Source organism: Aliiruegeria haliotis, assembly GCF_003003255.1.
GTDB lineage: Bacteria > Pseudomonadota > Alphaproteobacteria > Rhodobacterales > Rhodobacteraceae > Tropicimonas > Tropicimonas haliotis.
Genome location: NZ_PVTD01000013.1, coordinates 80,709 through 99,477, shown reverse-complemented (window position 1 = coordinate 99,477; position 18,769 = coordinate 80,709). Strand labels below are relative to the sequence as shown.

Here is an 18,769-nt window from a genome sequence, read left to right as displayed (position 1 = left end):
GCCTTTTGTCTTGGTGATCCCTGAAGCCGGGGATTGGTCACGCGCGTGAGCGCGCGGGCCGCATCTCACCCACCTGGAAGGATATCCCATGACCGCAAGCTTTGCCCCTCTCACCGTCGCCATCGGCGATCTGGTCCCGCATCCAGCCAACGTGCGCAGCAACGCGCCGGAAACTTATGACCCCGAGAACATCGCGTATCTGAAGGCCAGCATCGCTGTGCTGGGCCTGCTCCAGCCGCTCCTGGTCCAGAAGCTTGACGGCAAATACGCTGTCCTCGCCGGTGGCCGGCGCCATGCCGCGCTGAAGGAGCTGATCGCCGACAAGGCCACCAAGGGGTTCACTGCGAAAACCAAGGTCGACTGTCGCCTTGTCCCTGAGGAGTGCGACGTCACCACGGCGCTGTCGCTCGCCGAGAACATTACCCAGGCGCCGATGAACGCCATTGACGAGTTCGAGGCTTTCGCGCGGATGATGGAGGTCGACGGCCAGACGCCCGAGACCATCGCGAAGACATTCGGCACGACCGTCGCCGCCGTGAAAGGCCGCTTGCGCTATGGCCTGATCCACCCCGACATCCGCGCCGCGGCCCGGGGCAAGGTGATCACGCTCGACGCGATGAAGGCCTTCGCCGAGCATCCGAGCCAGGAGGCGCAGCGCGAGGTCTTCGAGGCTCTCACTAAGGACGGCGGTTATCTGCAGGCCTACACCGTCCGTCAGGCCCTCAAATCCCGCGGCGTGCAGGTCAGCGATGATATTGGGGCCTTTGTGCGCGCGGACTACGAGGCGCGGGGCGGTGCTGTCGCGGCTGACCTTCTGGAAGAGCATTCCGTGCTTGAGGATGCAGCACTGGTCGAGACCATCCTGCTCGAGAAGCTCGGTGCCGCCGCCGAAGAGGCCCGCATAAAGCTGGGCTTTGGCTGGGCCGATGCGATGGTGCGCTATGACTACGCGACCATGGCCGACTACGGCCGCGTTTATCCCGGCCCGATCGAGCCTGATGAGGCTGCGCAAAAGCGCATCGATGAGATCACCGCCGAGCTTGAGAAACTGCAGCTCGAGATGGAGGATGAGGGGCTCGAGGACGGTGCCTACAACGCGCTTTACGAGCGCGTGGACGCCTTGGAAGAGGAAGCCCGCGACCTGCAGGAGGCCTACAGCGCCGAGGACCTCGCGCGGTCTGGGGTAATCGCGTCCTGGTCGGGCGGGCAGGTGACCCTCCATGTTGGCCTCGTCCGCCCGGAAGACACCGTCAAAAAGGAGGGCGCGCGCGGCTCCTCGGCTAGCCCGACCGGGGAGGAGGCCCCAGACGCCGGCGAAATCACCTACCCGGCCTCACTGGCTGAGGACCTCAAGACCGAGCGAGCCATGGCGCTTGGGGCCGCGATGGCGCTGCATCCGGAAGCTACGCTCGATCTGACGCTCTTCAAGCTGGTCAGTGATGTTCTGGCCAGCGGCATGAGTGTCACGCAGGCGATCAAGATCGATGCCCGCAAGGAATACCGCAGCCATGCCAAGATGGACGAGATCGACGAGACCTCGCTTGAGCAGGTGGCGGCGGCGCATGATGCGCTGGACCTCTCCTGGCTCGATGACACCCGTTCCCCTGCCGAACAGTTCGCGGCGTTTCGCGCGCTGGACGCCGGCGAGAAGGCCAAGCTCGTGGCCTATGCGACCGCCAGCACGACGCAATCCTGCTTCACGCGGGACCGCCAGCGCGACAGCCTGATGCATGCATTCGAGATCGAGATCATGCCCGACATTCGCGCCCACTGGACGCCGAATGCGGCCCTCTTCAACCGCTTCAAGAAGGCCTGGCTCCTGAAGATCCTCGGCGAGGATCTGGGTCTCGCCCAGGAGGCGGTGACGCTGGCCTCGTCGAGCAAGAAGGAGATCGTCGCCTTTTGTGACAAGCTCTTCGCCGAGCCCTTCGCCACGCTCACGGACGCGCAGCGCGCTGCCGTGGCCGCCTGGTGCCCGCCCATGATGCAGACAGCCGGTGTCGCCTGTGATGAGGCGGAGCCCGCGGCGGAAACCCCGGAGCCTGACGGCGACATCGCGCAAGCGGCCTGAGTCCTCACGCGACCCGCGCGTGGACCATGCCGCCCGCGCGGGTCGACCCTTCCAAACCGAACAGAAAGACATCCCCATGGCTATTCTCAAGTTCTCTGCCTCCGCTGTTGCGGCGCAAATCGCACATGCGCGTGCCTGCAAGACCTTCCTGCCCAACTGGAACGGGCCCGTGGACAGGCCGGCCCTGATCCTCATCGTCGGCAATGGTGTGCATCTGCGCTCAAACGGCATCGATGGCACGACCACCCGTATCGTTACCACCGAGCAGGCCGATCCCTCCTTCGCCTTCGCCGACGGCATGAACCCGTTTCGGGACACCGACTGGATGGCGCAGCGCCGCATGGCGTTTCGCGATCTGACCGGCCAGTTTTACACCGACATCCTGGATGACGTGCAGGTGCTCATCGACCGGGGGCGAGGGGCCATCCGGCTCGCCACCGATGGCCACAGCATCCGCGTCTTCGTGCGCCGGGCCTCGGACTATCTCATCGGCGGGACCTACGAAGTGCCCTCGGGCCTCGGTGGCACCTTCAGGGTCATCCTCAAGGATGCCTGCGACACCTTTGCGATCGTGCAGAACTGTGGCAATTGCGAGGATTTTGACGCCATGCAGCCCTACCGCGTGCCGCTCGATGCGCTGATGGAAATCGATGACCGGAGGGCGGCGTGATGGGTTGGCTCTTCTACACCGACGGCCGCGTCCAGACCTACGCGGATGAGAAAGCGGAGATTGCTCGGCTGTGCACCTTCGAGGGCGAAAGGCGCAAGACGGAACTGGTCAAAGCCTGCAAGGTGGGTTCGACTTGGTACGCGGCGGCAAAGGTCACAAATATCGACGGCACCCCTGTCGAAGACACGACCTATGTCACCGATGCGGATGGCTCCATCACTTTCGCCGCCGTATTCCTTACCCGATATGATGACGGCTGCTGGGGCTACAAGGACATGGAGGAAAGCGCGGGACCGGTCGAATCCCGCGCGCCACTGAGCCTATTGGCCCTGCTGTCCGAGCTGAAAGACCCAGACAGCTATGCTCATGCCTGGCGCCAGCGCTGCCAGGACTGGGCTGCGATCCCGGACTACGAGGAAGGCGACAAGATCAAGCTCGCCACCCCTGTGACGCTCACCGATGGCAGTACCTGCCAGATTGTCACCGCGACCCACTACAGGCGTGGGCGGCAAAAGCGCCGCTGCTACCGCATCGAGGAAACTGGTGGGCTCGTACGCCTGTCGAAGGCCTCGCTTGCGGGCTCGGAGCTGCTCAGCTCCACGAAAGGTGCGGCTAGCCCGGTGCTGGCGGAGTTCCTGGCGGGGCGAAATTAGGTCCTGCGCCGGACGGTTCATCGACCTGCCCGGCGACAGCAGATGCTGCGGCTTGTCTTGACAAGGCAATGCAAATGCATTACCTATCGCGGGCAGCAAAGCCCCTTTTCTTCAGGAGACTGCCATGACAGCCCTCGCACAAGATGTCTCGAAACTCACGGATCGGTATCAGACGACCGTGCCGGCGGGTGTGCGCAAACAGCTCAAGCTGGGCAAGGGCGACCAGATTCGTTACTGCACCGAGCCGAGTGGCAGGGTCTATATCGAGCCCGTGCGCAGCGACGAGGAAGATCCCGTGCTCGGAGCCTTTCTCGATTTTGTCGAGGCCGATATCAAGGCGCATCCGGACCGCATTCGGGCTTTCGATGGGGCTTTGCATGACCGTCTTGCAGCACTGGTCGGAGACGTTGATGTCGATCTCGATGCGCCGCTATCGCTCGAGGATGAATGAGCGGCGATAGCGTGCCCGCCCAAGCGCCCCTTGTCGTGAATGGATGGTCGATTTATGCGCACCCACTCTTTCTGGACCAGCTCGAAGGGCTGGTCGAGGAGGTAGAGGCGCGTAAGGCTCGCGATCCCAAGACCTGGCACAAGAAAAACCCGACGAAACGGCTGGCCGCCATCTTCAAGCTGGTCACCGAGGCCATACCTGCAGATCCGGGTGCCGCCGCCTTCCGGCAAGGCGGCACACTCGGCGATCACCGCAAGCACTGGTTCCGGGCGAAATTCTTCCAGCAGTATCGGCTGTTCTACCGGTTCAACAGCGATGCGAAGGTCATCGTGGTGGCATGGGTGAACGACGACAAGACCCTGCGCGCCTATGGCAGCAAGACGGATGCCTATGCGACGTTCAAAGGGATGCTGGAAGATGGCAACCCACCTGACAATTTCGACGCGCTCTTGAAAGAATCTGCGGCGGCGGACAAGCGGTTCGAGACGTCTCTTGAAGCGGCGCCCGATCGGTAAGTGGGGTCGAATGCCAGAGGGGCGGAATCCCACGCTAAGGCTGCCAGTGAGTGGGCATTATGCGTTTCAATCGCCGTCATACTTGGGCCAAGTGAAATAGGCGACATTGGTGTGTCATATGGCTGGTACGATGAAATTCTCAGAAGTCCCTCCCTATCCGTACACCTGCCGTTCGCTGCATCGTGTGCGAACTGGTAAGATGCGGACAAAGGGTGCATTCGCTGCGGATGCGCAGATGGCTGCTTCAGGTTTGGCGCACCGATAGGACATTGCAGCAGGTCGCGCCGGTTAGTCCGTATAGCTTTGGCAGGCATCAACTCCGTTGGCTGTCGAGGCAAGTAGCTGATCTGCATCACGGATGAGATCGGCGACCCGCCTGTCCGCCAGACGATACCGAACGAAGCGGCCTTTGCTGCGGCGACTGACCAGCCCGCATTCCAGCAGACAGCGCAGATGGTTCGAGACGTTGGGCTGACCCAAACCCGTATGCCCGACGATTTCCTGCACGTTGCGTTCGTCCGACACCAGCGCATCGAGGATCATCAGACGGCTGGGATCGCTTAGGCCCCGGAAGAGCTTTGCCCGCAGTTCCAGTGTATCGGGTGCCGAAAGATCGTCTTGAATGTTTTGCGCTGTCATATCATTATCCACTGATACGTTAGCAGCGTACCTTTTCGCCCGCCACCACAAAAAGGATCGCACATGAGCCAGCCCGATAACAGCAAGTTGGCGACAGCCTCCTCCCCGATCCGAATGCGGGTGCAAGGCATGGACTGCGCGAAAGATGCCGCCGAGATCGAGCGCGCGGCCCGGTCTGCGGGCGTGGCCGAAGGCGACGTGAAAGTGTCCGCCGCCACCCACATCATGACATTGCGGATCGCGGACGGCGATCTGCCGAAAGTGCGGCCCGCGCTCGACGCGACCGGCTACGGTTTCGAGAAGATCGAGGACGGCGATACATCGTCCGATCCGGCCTACAAGGACCCGAGCTATCGCCGCGCGCTCTGGATCGTGGTCGCGCTCAATCTCGGATACGGCGTGGTCGAAATGTTCGGCGGGTTCCTGTCCGGTTCGCAGGCGCTGAAGGCAGACGCGCTCGATTTTCTGGGCGATGGTGCGATCACGTTTCTGGGCCTGCTCGCCATCGGCTGGAGCCTGACATGGCGGGCGCGGTCGGCGATGATCCAAGGCGTGTTTCTGGGCCTTCTGGGCCTTGGCGTTGTCGGCAGCACGCTCTGGCGTGTCCTCAACCAGACCACGCCAGAAGCCGGGTTGATGGGAGCCTTCGCGGTAGGTGCGCTGATCGTAAACATCCTCGCGGTGCTGCCGCTGCTAAAGCACCGCAAGGGTGATGCCAATATGCGAGCCGTCTGGCTGTTCTCTCGCAACGACGCCATCGGCAACCTCGCCGTGGTCATCGCCGCCGGGCTGGTCGCGTGGCTTGGCAGTGCATGGCCCGACCTGATCGTCGCGTTCGCGATCGCGGGGCTTTTCCTGCATTCGTCGTGGATGATCATCCGCGATGCCCGGAGTGACTTGGTGGAAGCTGACTAACTCCATCATGGTGCGACGCGCCGGACGAAAGCCGACATTCGCGCGCCCCGCAGCATCGGTGAGTCTGGGCTCGTTTGAGACCTTCGCGGCATCCCGCCCCAACGTCGGCAATGGTGTGAAGGGGCGTCTGTGCGCAGATGTTTTGGTCATCCCCATAATGTAGAGATCTCAAGAGTCTTATCGTCCGGGAAGTTTTGCTGTAACGTTCGATCATCGCGTGAACGGGGAATCCGAGTTGAAACAGCCTTCAGACCGCAAACAGGCTTGCGACAAAGTCAATCTGTCCAAGGTCCATTCTCCCTACCGCCGATCTCGGGTCGCTCTGAGCGTTGCAGCTATGCCGAGAGACCTAGGCGAGCTTCTGGATAGGCGCCTCGAGGACCATCGCCGTGACCGGTGAGATGACGTCCCATGATGCCTGGTTTCGGTCCAAGGTGAAGGAGGCACTGAATGACCAGCAGGCCGCGACACCGCATTCCAACGTGATGAACCTTGTGCAGGCGGTGATTGATGAGAAGCGCCGCCAACAGTCTTGAACAGTGCGTTCTGTTCTTACCTGGTACCTTCGTGCGTTTCGGGGTGTTTTGGTGGGTTGCCGCCGCTTCTTCTGTCAAAAAATTGTTTGCCGATCGGCTGCGTGACTTAGCCTTTGATTCCGACAAGGGCGGGTCGCGCTCGTGATCTGAAATTCTGCACTCACTCTCGTTGCCCAACCTCCGTCATAGCTTTCGGCGGAAACCCCAAAAAGTGTAGAGCGGGCTTTTTGTCCTTTGGAACTCAGACCCTGATCCAAAGGAAAATCCCCATGTCCAAACCCAGAACGGCCAACCCGGCTCTCGCAATCTCCGAAGCCGATCTCGCCTCTGCGCTAGCGCTTATCGGCAGAGAGATCCACCACCAACCCCTGCGCAGTTCAGCGCTGGCGCGCATCATGCGCGAGACGTTTCATGGCAGCGATGCCGGGGGTGCCTGGGACTGGCGCATGGCCTATGACCTGATGCAGGCCGCTGCCGTCCAAATGCTGCTGCGCGGCGACGGCGCGGCAGGTGACATCGCCGCGGCAAGGCTGCTTGCCTCACGGCTCCTGACGGAAACCCGCCGCTCCGAGCAGCAGATCCGGCTGCAGCAGTTTTCCACACCGCTGGCATTCGCGACCATGGCGGTGCGGGCCGCAGCGATCCGCAAGGGCGAGACCGTGCTGGAGCCCTCGGCTGGCACCGGTGCCCTGGCTGCTTTCGCCGCCCGGGCCGGTGCCACGCTTCTGCTCAACGAGATCGACCCCTTTCGCCAGCGCCTCCTGCGCGCGGTTTTCGGCGGCGAGGTCACAGGCCATGACGGCGAGCATATCGATGATCTGCTGCAGACGCCGGTTCTACCCGACGTCGTGGTGATGAATCCGCCCTTCGCCTCCTCGGTCGACTGCTCCCGGGACAAGCACATCGCCGCCAAGCATCTCATTGCGGCTGCAAAGCGTCTGGCACCCGGCGGGCGGCTGGTGGCGATCATGCCGCCGGGATTCACACCCGAACGCGATGCCGCGCATTGGTCCCGCGCCTGCGGCCTCCTGACGCCGCGACTGGCGTTGACGATGCCGGGGCAGGTCTACCGCAAGCTCGGCACCTCTGTCGAAACCCAGCTCATGGTCTTCAACAAGGTGCAGGACGACGGCGAGATGATCCGCGCCAGGGTTCAGGATCTGGAGGAAGCCCTTCCCTTTGTCGACGCCGTGGCCGCAAGCCGGCCTGAGAAGCGCCCCGCCCAACGGGCGGCGACAAACCCTCATGCGCGATCGGTCGGTCCAGTACCTGTCACGCGCAAGCGCCCAGTTGCCACAGTCGCCGCCTCCAAACCCCGCGCCAATGCTGCCATCCCGCTAAGCTTCACAAGTCTTGAGGCTCCGCGCGACAACACGCCCGTCTCGGACATCTATGCGCGCTACCGTCCGCAGCGGATCGAGATCCCGGGTGCGCAGGAGCATCCAACGCCGCTTGTCGAAAGTATCGCCATGGCCTCTGTCGCGCCGCCCATGCCCTCTGGCGCGGCCAGTTCAGAATTGCGTCTGCCCGCCAAGCTCATCGAGGAGGGACATCTCTCCGAGGCGCAGCTCGAGACCATCATCATGGCGCATGATGCCCATGGGCGTGATCTGCCCGGTCGGTTTACCATCGATGACGACCAGACCAAGCTGACGCGCGCCGATGATAACCCGGATGCACGGGCCTATCGCCTCGGCTATTTCCTCGGCGACGGCACCGGGTGCGGCAAGGGGCGCGAATGTGCGGGGCTGATCCTCGCGGGATGGCTCGCCGGACGCCGTAAGGCCGTCTGGGTCTCCAAATCCGCCACGCTCATCGAGGACGCGATCCGCGACTGGACTGATCTCGGTGGCTCGCCCGCCGACATCCAGCCGCTCTCGAAATGGAAACCGGATCAGCCCATCCCCATGGGCGACGGCATCCTATTCGTCACCTACGCCACGCTGCGTTCGGCGGGCAAATGCGGCACCTCGCGGCTGAGCCAGGTCCTCGACTGGATGGGCGCGGGGTTCGATGGTGTTCTGGCTTTCGACGAAGCCCATGCCATGCAGAACGCGGCCGGGTCCGAGCAGGGCAGGGGGGGCAAACCCTCCCAGCAGGGCCTTGCTGGCCTGCGGCTGCAACTGGCGGCACCCCGGGCTCGCGTCTTTTACATCTCGGCCACGGGTGCCACGAGCGTGCACAACCTCGCCTATGCCGCGCGGCTGGGGCTCTGGGGGCAGGGTCCCGAATACCCCTTCCCAAGCCGCGAGAGCTTCGTTTCTGCGATGGAAGCCGGCGGTGTCGCCGCCATGGAGGTGGTCGCGCGCGATCTCAAGACGCTCGGCCTCTACACGGCCCGTGCCCTCAGCTTCGATGGGGTGGAATATGATGTTCTAGAACACGCGCTGACCCCGGCGCAGATCGAGATCTACGACGCCTATGCGGGCGCATTTCGGACGATTCACCACAATCTCGAGGCGGCACTGACGGCAACCGGTGTCAACGATGCCTCGGGGGAGACCAATGCCTCGGCCGCACGCGCCTCGGCCAAGTCCCGGTTTGAAAGCACCAAGCAGCGCTTCTTCAACCATCTCCTGATGGGCATGAAAGCCCCGACCATCATCGGCGCCATCGAGGATGACCTCGCGGCGGGCAACGCCTGCGTCATCCAGGTGGTTTCGACAGGCGAGAGCCTGCTGAAACGCCGGCTTGAAACGATGGACCTGGAAGACGAGCTCGTCGAGGGTGCCTTGACGCCGCGCGACTATGTTCTGGGCTACCTCGAACAGGCCTTCCCGACCCATGCGCAAAAGCTCGTGGAAATCGACGGCAACATGGTGGCCGAGCCGCTCAGGGACGAGACCGGTGCGCTGGTGGTCTCGCGGGAGGCGCTCGCCCTGCGCGATGCGGCCATGATGGAGTTGATGACGCTCGCTCCGATCCCCTCGGCGCTCGATCAGATCCTCTGGGCCTTTGGCGACGAGGCTGTCGCCGAGGTCACGGGGCGGTCCATCCGGCCCCTCAAGGCCGCGGATGGTCATCTCTTCATCGAAAAGCGCAGCCCCAGCAGCAATTCCTCCGAGACCCAAGCCTTCATGGATGGTGAGAAGAATATCCTGATCTTCTCCGATGCAGGCGGCACGGGCCGATCCTACCATGCGGCGCAAACCGCGAAGAACCAGAAACGGCGGCGGCACTACCTGCTGGAGCCCGGTTGGCGCGCCGATGCGGCCATCCAGGGGCTGGGCCGCACGCATCGCTCGGCCCAGGTCAGCGCACCGTTCTTTCGGGTCTGCACTTCGGACGTGCATGGCGAGAAGCGCTTCACCTCGACGATTGCCAAGCGCCTCGACCAGCTGGGGGCCCTGACCAAGGGCCAGCGCGAAACCGGCTCGCAGGGCATGTTCCGCGAGGAGGACAATCTCGAAAGCCCGATCGCGCGGGCGGCGCTGCGCGGGTATTTCGCCGATCTTGCCGCCGGGCGCGCCGAGGCGATGAGCTACGAGAGTTTCACCGACTGGACAGCCCTGCGGCTGATCGACAAGGACGGGGTGCTTCTCGAGGAGCTTCCCCCGATCCAGCGGTTTCTGAATCGGGTGCTTGCCCTGCCCATCCACATGCAGAACGCGCTCTTTGGCGAGTTCATGCGCCGGATCGCTGATCAGACCGAACGCGCGCGGGCGGCGGGCACGCTCGATCTCGGCGTCGAAACCCTGCGCGGCGAAAAGATCGAGCAGGTCTCCACCGAGGATCTCTGGACCTGCCCGAAATCCGGCGCCGTGACGCGGATCATCGGGCTGGAGGTCACCGACCCGGTCCACGTTCTTGGGGCCGAAGAGGCCATATCGCGCAATCCGGATAAGCTGCCGATGGTTAATCGCGCCTCCGGCCGCGCGGCGCTCATCTCGGCGCGCCCCATGCAGATGTATGACGAGGACATTGTAACGCTGATGCGCAAGGCGGTGCGGCCCAATGGCTCCAGCTACCTCGAAGAGACGCGCTTCGAGTCCTCGGCCTGGGAAGACATCGGAAGGCCCGAGTTTGCAGGAATTTGGGATGCCGAGGCTGCGTCCCTGCCAAAAACCACCACGACCAAGCTCTACCTGCTGACCGGGCTGCTGCTGCCGATCTGGAAGGATATTCCGACCACGAATGAACGCATCTACAGGGTCACGCCCGATGGGGCGACCGCCATGATCGGGCGCACGCTGAGCGAAGAAGGGGCGGCCGCGCTGCGCGCCCGCTTCCTCGTCTCCAATCCGCAAACACCGCAGGAGATTTTGAACGTGGCCCTTGGCACCACGGCGCCGGTCGATCTGGGCCGGGGTCTGACCCTGACCCGTCGCCGGGTCGCAGGCGAGATGCGCCTTGAGTTGGGCGGCGCCGACAAGGGCATGATGGACGGCCTCAAGGCCCTCGGCTGCTTCACCGAGATCATCGCCTTCCAGTTGCGGGTGTTCCTGCCGCATGGGGACGGGATCGACGCGGGAAGCATTCTGGCCCGGATCGTTGGGCAGGGAGCCGCTAGAGCTGCAGAACAAGCCGCCTGAAAAGTGAAAGAGGGCTTTGGGTCGGGCGGCGTGGATCGGGATTTGACCGGTCTGCGCTTTCCGGGCGCTGGCAGACCAATGCCAAGCCCGGCCCCCCAACTCCAGACAAGAGGACAGGCCCATGACCAATCCCCAGATCGATTATGCCGCACTGGCGGCTCAGTGGCGTGCAGAGCGCGAAACCACCTTGAAGGCATCCCGAGCGGAGCTGATCGCGCAATTGCGCGCGCTTGGCATCAGCGAGGTCACTGCCGAATACGAAGGTTATGGCGACTCCGGCAATGTTGAGAATGTGACTGTGCAGCCTGCGGAGGTCAAACTGCCGGAGGCGCTTGTCACAGAAGTTGGCGATTTTGCCTGGTCGCTCGCCTATCACCATCACCCGGGGTTCGAGAACAATGAGGGCGGCTATGGCACGCTGACCTGGGACATCGCAGCCGACAGCATCACGCTAGATCACGCGGACCGCTATGTCGAATGCGCGCACAGCTATGACGAGGGGCTTTGATATGGCGCATCCGCTTCATCATGCCGAAAGCTCTGCCCGGAAATTCGGCGGGGTGCCATCTGACTATCAGTCTGTGCACGATTGGTTTGACGCCTCGAAAGAGCATCTCGCGCTCTTCACGCACCGAGCCATGCGCCACCACGCTCAAGGCCTTTTTGAGGCCGAACGTGTCTTCGGCTTGACCCTGACCAATAGCGCAGGTCGGGACATTCCCGTGCGCTGGATCGGCGAGCAGCATGTCCGCGAAGACTGTCAGGGCCGCATCCCGAGCATGGCGGACTGGCTGCGACGGATTCAACCCGAGCCATGGATGGCCAATGGCCATATCAACCGGCATGTCGGCTCCGAGCCCTCCGGCGACCCAAGGGTTGCCTGGGCCTCCGAGGTCGCCGCCGGAAGAACGGTTCTTGGCCTGAAGGATTGGATGGCGGCGCACGCGACGCAAGCCACGCAAGGTGCCTGACAGCACTCGGCCGTTTGCCGAACAAATGCTGCATGGAAGCCCGGTTGGACGACCGGGTTTCTTGCGTCGTTTCCCCACCATTCTTCGTAAGGAGGTTCGCATGACACTCGATGAAATCAAGGCCGCCGTCGATGCCGGCCAGACCGTGCATTGGGCCAATACCGGCTACGTTGTCCACAAGGACCGGCTTGGTCAGTACCTCATCACCTATGTGCCGAACGGTAGCTGCATCGGTCTGACCGACCGGGGCGGGCACGGGTTGAACGGAAAAGAGGCGGAGTTCTTCATCGCGCGATCGGAGGACTGCGCGGAAAATCCGGGCAGCCAATCAAGACCAGACGGGCAGGGGAGGTGCGTGGCACCCGGAGGCGCGGGGGCATTCCCACTCGGACGGCAGCTCTGACCCGTGGGCAGGGCTGAAAGGAAAGCGAGCTTTCTGATTTGTGATCCCAAGAGGGGTCGAGAAAGCAATCCCGGATGCGTTGGCAAGAACGTCAGGCACCGGCTAATCCAAAAGGAACCATCCCATGTTCGCAGGAACCCTCACCCGCAATGTCGAGACCGCAGCCGCTCAGTACACCGGCATGATCCACTCGACGCGCTTTGACATCGCCATCCAGTTGGAGGCGCGGGCCAAGATGTCCGAACGCAGCCCGGATTTTGACGTGACGGCAGTCAACAAATCAGGCCGCAAGGTGCGCATCGGCACGGCCTGGAACGAGACCGGCAATACCAGCGGCAACCCCTACATCTCGATGCAGATCGATGTCGGCTTGGGCCCCTTCCGGGTCAACGCGGTGCAGACGAAAGAAGCGCGCGCGACCCAAAGCGGCGAATTCGAGATCATCCCGCTGGTCTCGAACGGCCTGATGAAATCCGGCTCGATCTCGGGTGAGCTGACCGCCATGGACGCTGACAACGCCTTCACCGGTTATATCGCCAACATGATGTTCGATCTGGAGTTCATGTTGATCGAGAACAGCTACAAATCCGAGGAGACCCACCCGGATTACCGGATCGAGGTCAGCTCGCCCCGGGGCACGCCGATCCGCGTCGGTTCGGCGTGGATGGCGAAAAGCAGCCGCACGGGCAATGACTACCTGTCGCTGCTGATCAACACGCCCGATGGCGACCTGCGCGTCAACGCCGTGCAGAACGAAGAACAGCGCGGCGGGCAGACCTTCTCGATCATCCCGTTCATCGACAGCGGTGATCAGCCGCAGGACGCCGGCGCGGGGCTCTCGCTGGTCGCCTAATTGGCGCGCGAGGGGAGGACGATCTGAACACAAAGGGGAACCGTGGGATCACGGTTCCCCTTTTGGCGTGTTTGTTTGGGTATATGATTGCTCTACCCGTTAGGCAGGGTTTTTGTGGCGTTGGAAGGCATGCCAAAATAAATATTAACTCTACGGCTACTATTTGGTCAGCCAATCTCCATAGGCATCGATATCAATCATTGGTACGGTGCCGCTGAACTGGAGGCGTGAGATCAGCGCAAACAAGAAGGCTGTTGCCGGTTTCGACCCCTCGACAAGGTCATATTCGCCCTCTTGGTCGAACAGGAAATGCCCGTGGGACGCTACACACCCGATGTCCAACCGTCTATCGCCAGCGCCTTCGTTGAGTACCTTCTCGAAAGATGCTCCCAAAGGAGGCTTCCACTCGCTCTCGAAGGTCAGAAGACCACCAATAATAGGAATGAGTTGTTTTGGTGGATAGACCCCACCAGCGTGTGGGATCGGTAGACTGGTCCGATGCAAGCTTCTGACTGATGCGACCTTGTCTTGAGCATATTTGACAAGATTTGCGTCTGCCGTCTGCTTGGCCTCGAAAACGGCATAAACACTCTCAGCCGGGACAATGAGTTGCTTCTCGTACGTGAAAATAAAAGGCGAGTACTGGCGGTCAAAAACGACAGCATCAATCTGGTCGCTGAAATTCCCAGTGCTATCGACGACGTGCGCGCTCGCAACCTGATATCTTTCGGGCAGGTACTGGGCGAGCAAATCAATCCAAATGGCTTCGCTTGCATCGCCTTTTGTACCCGGATGCTTGAAGGACTTCCGCGCTGTCGACAGCCGATGCTGAATATCCTCGTGCAACGACGATAGAAGCAGTGATAGAGACCACTCAGCCATTGGTTTTTCCTTCTAAGACAGCGGGAATTTTGGCCCGAAGAAAGAGCGCCACGCTTTCAGAGCGTCCCCGTTCTTGCCCTGGCGCGCCAAGTGGATTGCGGCAGCGATGTCGCGGTTCGCTTGATCCAGAATTGTCTGGGCGCGTGTTACCATCGCCGCGTCCATTCGATCGCTGACAGAAGACCCGAGCCCGGCCGGATCTGGCCAATCCTCGTGAATTCGGTCGCGCAACGTAGCGAAGAATGCTTGGATTTCGCGATCGTGTGAGCCGCCCCACCCGCCATGTAGACACTCCATCGCCATGACCTCGATCAGAAAGGATGGCTTGATAGGTTTTTCTCCATGGCGGACGTTTTGGTTCCAGTACTTCACCATGCGCACTAGGCCTTTCCACTCATTGCCATAGGCTTGGTGGGCCGCAACAGCCTTCTGTGCATGGATTTCGGGATTTGTTCCCATCCACTTCCCGGTTGTGTTGTTGGGGATCTCGTAGTCGTCTCCGTTTGCGAATGCGGGCACGGCATCCACGCTTACAACCCGGTAGTCTGTGTTGTCGTCTGAATCGACAACAACACCGAAATCTACACCTACGGAGCGTCCCTGTTTCTTGACGGCGCTGCTTCCATAAACGTCAATCAACTTATCGTAGAACGCGGTCAGTATCTTGTCAGGGTGTTTGTCTCGATAGTGGTCCTCGTCCTTTCCAAGAACGAAGAAGATATCGACATCCTTGAGTGGTTTGGACTTGGTCCAGCGGGCATAGCTTCCAGTCAAAAAGCTACGGTCGATCTGAAAGGCTTTATCCAGGTGCTCGCGAACTTCCTTCTGCCGCTTGGATGCGTTCTGCCGCTCACTCTCGTTCAACTCCAGTCGGCTTTTGAACTTCTTGAATGCGTCCGGGAGTGAAATCATGATGCCTGCCTCCAATACGATGCAGTCGCTCCCAGACCATTGTGTTCGATGGTGGAGCCAAGGCTTTGACGAACCATACCGTCCGTAGAGCGAGCAGTGGTTCGGTACCAACCAGGGACATCAGGTCGTCCAGGCTTTGTACGTAGAAGGAGGTCATACTTGGCGCTTGCCGGTGCCACGCCCGCTTTGCGAATTGCCCAACGGAGTTGATCGGTGTCCGTCCAGAAGTTTCCATCTCCAGCAGACCAACTGTAGGCCACGTCAATGTCCCAACGCAGGATCAAATTATTGGATGCCGGATCGTATATCTCCAGTGTGATCTTCTCGAGGTCTTCGCTCTCCAACCATACCTTAATGCCGCGCATGTTGATTTCCGTGTCATTCACGAAATTCGCCGGGTCCATGCCACTCAGACGGATAATGTCTTTGAGGCTCTTGAGGATGTTATCAGCCACATAGGTGACAGACTGGGTGCGGGAATATGTGATGACCGATGTCATGGTTTCAACAACCCCTCAAGATCAATTTCGAGCGTAGCACCCTGCGAATTGTTGGCGGTATCTTGCTTTTTGGTTTCGTTTTTGTCGCGGGCTGTGATGCGCTCACTTTTCTGTTTCAAACTCGATTGAACCCAACCGAGGTCATCGGGCTCACAGGGCAGCGAAATCGACCAATCACCTTTTAACGGGTCAAACCCGAGAACGTCTTCGTTCACGTCCGACCCATCGATCGCATCGTCATCGTATAGACAGTAAATGCGCGTCTGCGGTCCCTCACAGCTGACAATGATTGGCGAGTTTTCGCAGGCTTTGTCCGCAATTATGCTGCTTGCAATACCAGCGACACTGCCGAGTTCTTGCTGCGCTCCGGTATTTGTCCGGGTGAGCAAGGCGCTGATGGCGGCCCATGTCGCGAAGGCGTCGCGATGCGGAGAGCTCCGGAATGTTCGGCGGGTTACGGTCGGCATCACTTCCCCCGATTTGCTTTTTTGTTGGTTTGGGCTGATTTCGCGGCTGCTGCCAACTGCGACAGTGTTAACGAACCAGGATTCAGGGCCACCTGAGTGTTCGAGGCGAGCGCGTTTGCAACGGTTTTTCGGATCGCCCTTCCGTCAAGGCCGACGAATTCGCCGGCACAGGTATCGAAGCTACGGTCTCTGGTAAGCTCTTCTACCTCAGGATACGTGCTGCCTAGCCCCAACAGACATTCCCGCAAAATGGTCTTGCAGGCTTCCTTTGCAGGAAGGGGGACTTCAAGAACCAGATCGCATCGGGAAACGAAGGCATCGTCCACCGCTTCCGGGTAGTTACTGGTCGCCACAAACAGCAGGTTTTTGTGGGATTCTGCCAGCAGGTCAAGCTGAACCAGAACGGCGTCCGTGGCTCGATGAATGTCGACTGGGTTGGCATCGAGACTGAGCCTGGACCGGTCGACCGCAAGTGTTTCCACCTCATCTAGCAGCACAATCGTTGGGCCTGCATTGGCAAGCTCTGAAAGGGTCTGCGCGAAGAGGTCGGAAACCGCCCGCTGCGTTTTCCCCATTGCGGAACTCGTCAGGCCATGCGCTTCAACCTCGACCAGTTGGAAGTTGCCTCCCTTGAAAGCCGCTGCTGTCCGGTTGGCCAAGCCTCTTGCAAGTGACGTTTTGCCTGTCCCTGGCGCGCCAACTAAGAGGATAACGCCATGGAGCGGCAACACGGCTCGGCTCATCTTTGGTCGCATAGTGAAATTCAGAACCGCCTGAGAGAGCAGGTGCTCCTTCATCTCGGCTTCGACGATGATTGAGTCCCAAAGTTCTGCCAGGCCGGGGTCCGGCAGCGCCGTGATCTTCTGAATTCCTTTTGGCAAGTCGCCCGCAAATGGCGCGTTCATGACTGCTTCCTCGCTTCTTTGCCTCTCTAGCGCCTCTTGGGGCGATTGGGCGGTTTACAAATTTGCCTTCCGTTTGGCCTCGTGTTACAGAATAGGGACAAAAAGCCGCGCTTTCAAGCGTTGTAGTTTACAAAATATCAATCGTATGGGTGAAATGTAAACCACCCACTGGGAGGACGCTATGATTGGCAAGAGACTCAAAGGAGCCCGGGCGGCATCTGGCCTTTCGCTCCGTGCACTTTCCGATGCCATGGATAACAAGGTGTCCGCTCAAGCCATAGGCAAGTACGAGCGCAATGAAGACATGCCCGGATCGGGCGTGCTGCTGAGTCTTGCCCGAGCACTCGAGGTCTCTGTGGATTTCCTACTGAGCGATGACGAGCTTGAGTTGGAGGGCGTAGAGTTTCGCAAGTCAGCCAGCTCGTCGGCCAAGGAGATCGCGACGATCGAAGCCAAGACGCTCAATATGGTTGAAAAGTACCTGGCTGTCGAAAGCTTGCTGAATCTTTCGAGCCAGGAGTGGGATGCCCCGCACGAAGCGCCCTACTGGGTGACCGATGTTCGTGATGCAGAGGACGCGGCTCGAAACATGCGTGCCTCTTGGCAGCTTGGTCATGACCCGATTCCAATGCTTGCCGAACTCCTCGAGGAGCACGGGATCAAGGTGTTGTCTCTGGACGTTGATCGTATCGATGGCCTTGCGGCCAAAGTCCGTCGAAAAGAGCATCACTCCGCGCGGGTGATCATGATCAAGAAGAAGACCTGGTCTGAACGGAAGCGCTTCAGTTTAGCTCACGAACTGGGCCACATGGTTCTTAAGGTCGCCGAAGGGTGCGATTCAGAACGCGCCGCAAATCGATTTGCTGGTGCGTTCCTCGTTCCGGCAGAAGTGCTACGGCAGGAGATTGGTGCCCGCAGAACGGACATAAGCATTGGTGAGCTCATTAGTCTGAAGGATCGGTTTGGCGTCAGCATTCAAGCGCTGACGTATCGATGCAAGGATTTGGAGATCATCAACCAGGCAACATTTGCGCGCCTTTTCAAGGTCTATAAGCAACGAGGTTGGCGGGATGAGCCGTTCGAGGAGCCGAATTCCATTCCTTGGGACCGAGAAGAACCGGACCGCTTTCAAAGGTTGTGTTTTCGTGCCCTCTCCGAGGGGTTGATTGGGTTGTCTCGTGCGGCTGAGCTTCTCGAAATACGAGTAAAAGAACTGGAAGAACGTTTGGACCACATGGCATAGTCGCTGTGTGCAAGTTCTTGTTTCTGATACCTCCGTCCTGATCGACATCGAGAGAGCCTCGCTGACAGCGAGGCTCTTTGACCTCCCCTATGATTTTGTTGTTCCAGATATTCTTTATGAAGCGGAACTTCTCGACTGGATGGGCCCTGATCTGATCGATCTGGGACTAAGAGTGGAAGAGCTCACGCCGGAAGAAACTGCACGCGCGACTGAGCTTAAGCGGGCGAAAGCTATGCTATCGACGCCAGATGTCTTTGCATTTTGCCTCGCGGCTGAGAGGGGTTGGGTTCTCCTTACCGGAGACGGAGCACTCAGGGTTGAGGCGGAGCGCCAAGAAATCGCGATGCACGGCGTCCTGTGGGTCTTCGATGAAATGGAACGTCACGAGGTTTGTTCGACCGTCCTCCTCAAGTCGGGCCTCGAGGCGGTTCGTGATCACCCGAGATGCAGACTTCCCATTAGGGAAATCAATAGGCGCCTTGCGAGATACTAGCTTGTTTATTCAGCTTGCTGGAAGGAAAATGTTGCGAAGCTCTTCTTCGCTTTAGCCTTGCGGCCTCCCCTGCTCGGCTTCGCGTGTCGCAGGGGAGAACGGCCCTTCGGTCCGTCGCGCATTCGGCCATGCGGCCTCACCGCGGCGTTGCGCTTGGC

At 60.5% G+C, this 18,769-nt stretch carries 20 protein-coding genes; 14 read left to right on the top strand and 6 right to left on the bottom strand.

Annotated features, from left to right (window positions below):
* Nucleotides 1–88 precede the first annotated feature (88 nt).
* The 5 genes from CLV78_RS21275 (at nucleotide 89) to CLV78_RS21255 (ending at nucleotide 4,360) form a co-directional block, all read left to right on the top strand.
* A complete protein-coding gene (locus CLV78_RS21275) occupies nucleotides 89–2,071 on the top strand; it encodes a ParB/RepB/Spo0J family partition protein (protein ID WP_106207815.1) in 1,983 nt (660 codons plus the stop codon).
* A gap of 76 nt (nucleotides 2,072–2,147) precedes the next feature.
* Nucleotides 2,148–2,741, top strand: a complete 594-nt coding sequence (locus tag CLV78_RS21270; protein ID WP_025042408.1) for a hypothetical protein — start codon at nucleotides 2,148–2,150, stop codon at nucleotides 2,739–2,741.
* On the top strand, nucleotides 2,741–3,394 hold the full coding sequence (locus CLV78_RS21265) for a DUF6927 domain-containing protein (RefSeq protein WP_024099305.1): 654 nt from the start codon (nucleotides 2,741–2,743) through the stop codon (nucleotides 3,392–3,394). Before CLV78_RS21270 ends, CLV78_RS21265 begins: the two co-directional genes overlap by 1 nt.
* A 124-nt stretch (nucleotides 3,395–3,518) precedes the next feature.
* Nucleotides 3,519–3,845 (top strand): type II toxin-antitoxin system PrlF family antitoxin, encoded by a 327-nt coding sequence (locus CLV78_RS21260; protein WP_005668772.1) that lies wholly within the window; start codon nucleotides 3,519–3,521, stop codon nucleotides 3,843–3,845.
* Entirely contained in the window at nucleotides 3,842–4,360 is a 519-nt protein-coding gene (locus CLV78_RS21255; RefSeq protein WP_106207813.1) for a type II toxin-antitoxin system YhaV family toxin, read from the top strand. Before CLV78_RS21260 ends, CLV78_RS21255 begins: the two co-directional genes overlap by 4 nt.
* A 288-nt stretch (nucleotides 4,361–4,648) precedes the next feature.
* Here the strand turns inward: CLV78_RS21255 and CLV78_RS21250 are convergent, their stop codons facing one another.
* On the bottom strand, nucleotides 4,649–4,999 hold the full coding sequence (locus CLV78_RS21250) for an ArsR/SmtB family transcription factor (protein ID WP_106207811.1): 351 nt from the start codon (nucleotides 4,997–4,999) through the stop codon (nucleotides 4,649–4,651).
* A gap of 63 nt (nucleotides 5,000–5,062) precedes the next feature.
* Between CLV78_RS21250 and CLV78_RS21245 the strand changes: the two genes are divergently transcribed.
* The 7 genes from CLV78_RS21245 (at nucleotide 5,063) to CLV78_RS21220 (ending at nucleotide 13,209) form a co-directional block, all read left to right on the top strand.
* The gene (locus CLV78_RS21245) at nucleotides 5,063–5,914 is read left to right on the top strand and encodes a cation diffusion facilitator family transporter (RefSeq protein WP_007803328.1); all 852 of its coding nucleotides are present in this window, start codon (nucleotides 5,063–5,065) and stop codon (nucleotides 5,912–5,914) included.
* 389 nt (nucleotides 5,915–6,303) lie between these two features.
* Nucleotides 6,304–6,450, top strand: a complete 147-nt coding sequence (locus tag CLV78_RS24070) for an antitoxin PaaA2 family protein (RefSeq protein ID WP_153218031.1) — start codon at nucleotides 6,304–6,306, stop codon at nucleotides 6,448–6,450.
* A gap of 269 nt (nucleotides 6,451–6,719) precedes the next feature.
* The gene (locus CLV78_RS21240; RefSeq protein WP_106207809.1) at nucleotides 6,720–10,982 is read left to right on the top strand and encodes a strawberry notch family protein; all 4,263 of its coding nucleotides are present in this window, start codon (nucleotides 6,720–6,722) and stop codon (nucleotides 10,980–10,982) included.
* 121 nt (nucleotides 10,983–11,103) lie between these two features.
* Nucleotides 11,104–11,490 carry a DUF6878 family protein gene (locus CLV78_RS21235; RefSeq protein ID WP_106207807.1) on the top strand — a complete coding sequence of 129 codons (387 nt, stop codon included), beginning with the start codon at nucleotides 11,104–11,106 and terminating at the stop codon, nucleotides 11,488–11,490.
* Nucleotide 11,491: 1 nt separating this feature from the next.
* The gene (locus CLV78_RS21230) at nucleotides 11,492–11,953 is read left to right on the top strand and encodes a DUF6915 family protein (RefSeq protein WP_106207806.1); all 462 of its coding nucleotides are present in this window, start codon (nucleotides 11,492–11,494) and stop codon (nucleotides 11,951–11,953) included.
* Nucleotides 11,954–12,053: 100 nt separating this feature from the next.
* Complete coding sequence (locus CLV78_RS21225; protein WP_106207804.1) at nucleotides 12,054–12,356, top strand: hypothetical protein; 303 nt, start codon at nucleotides 12,054–12,056, stop codon at nucleotides 12,354–12,356.
* Between the two features lie 124 nt (nucleotides 12,357–12,480).
* A complete protein-coding gene (locus CLV78_RS21220) occupies nucleotides 12,481–13,209 on the top strand; it encodes a DUF736 family protein (RefSeq protein ID WP_106207802.1) in 729 nt (242 codons plus the stop codon).
* Nucleotides 13,210–13,368: 159 nt separating this feature from the next.
* Here the strand turns inward: CLV78_RS21220 and CLV78_RS21215 are convergent, their stop codons facing one another.
* From CLV78_RS21215 to CLV78_RS21195, 5 genes are read right to left on the bottom strand one after another with little or no spacing between them, the layout of a single operon-like run.
* A complete protein-coding gene (locus CLV78_RS21215) occupies nucleotides 13,369–14,091 on the bottom strand; it encodes a DUF6602 domain-containing protein (protein ID WP_074839947.1) in 723 nt (240 codons plus the stop codon).
* A gap of 12 nt (nucleotides 14,092–14,103) precedes the next feature.
* The gene (locus CLV78_RS21210; protein WP_106207800.1) at nucleotides 14,104–15,003 is read right to left on the bottom strand and encodes a CBASS oligonucleotide cyclase; all 900 of its coding nucleotides are present in this window, start codon (nucleotides 15,001–15,003) and stop codon (nucleotides 14,104–14,106) included.
* Nucleotides 15,000–15,503: an HORMA domain containing protein gene (locus CLV78_RS21205; protein WP_106207798.1), complete on the bottom strand. Its 504-nt coding sequence runs from the start codon at nucleotides 15,501–15,503 to the stop codon at nucleotides 15,000–15,002. The genes CLV78_RS21210 and CLV78_RS21205 overlap by 4 nt, the downstream gene beginning before the upstream one ends.
* Nucleotides 15,500–15,970 carry a hypothetical protein gene (locus CLV78_RS21200; RefSeq protein ID WP_106207796.1) on the bottom strand — a complete coding sequence of 157 codons (471 nt, stop codon included), beginning with the start codon at nucleotides 15,968–15,970 and terminating at the stop codon, nucleotides 15,500–15,502. The genes CLV78_RS21205 and CLV78_RS21200 overlap by 4 nt, the downstream gene beginning before the upstream one ends.
* Entirely contained in the window at nucleotides 15,970–16,875 is a 906-nt protein-coding gene (locus CLV78_RS21195) for an AAA family ATPase (RefSeq protein ID WP_074839955.1), read from the bottom strand. Before CLV78_RS21195 ends, CLV78_RS21200 begins: the two co-directional genes overlap by 1 nt.
* Nucleotides 16,876–17,056: 181 nt before the next feature.
* Here CLV78_RS21195 and CLV78_RS21190 point away from each other — a divergent pair, with 181 nt between their 5' ends.
* Together CLV78_RS21190 and CLV78_RS21185 are read left to right on the top strand one after the other, a co-directional pair.
* Complete coding sequence (locus tag CLV78_RS21190; protein ID WP_074839957.1) at nucleotides 17,057–18,118, top strand: helix-turn-helix domain-containing protein; 1,062 nt, start codon at nucleotides 17,057–17,059, stop codon at nucleotides 18,116–18,118.
* A 7-nt stretch (nucleotides 18,119–18,125) separates the two neighbouring features.
* On the top strand, nucleotides 18,126–18,611 hold the full coding sequence (locus CLV78_RS21185; protein WP_074839959.1) for a PIN domain-containing protein: 486 nt from the start codon (nucleotides 18,126–18,128) through the stop codon (nucleotides 18,609–18,611).
* The last annotated feature ends 158 nt before the right edge of the window (nucleotides 18,612–18,769 follow it).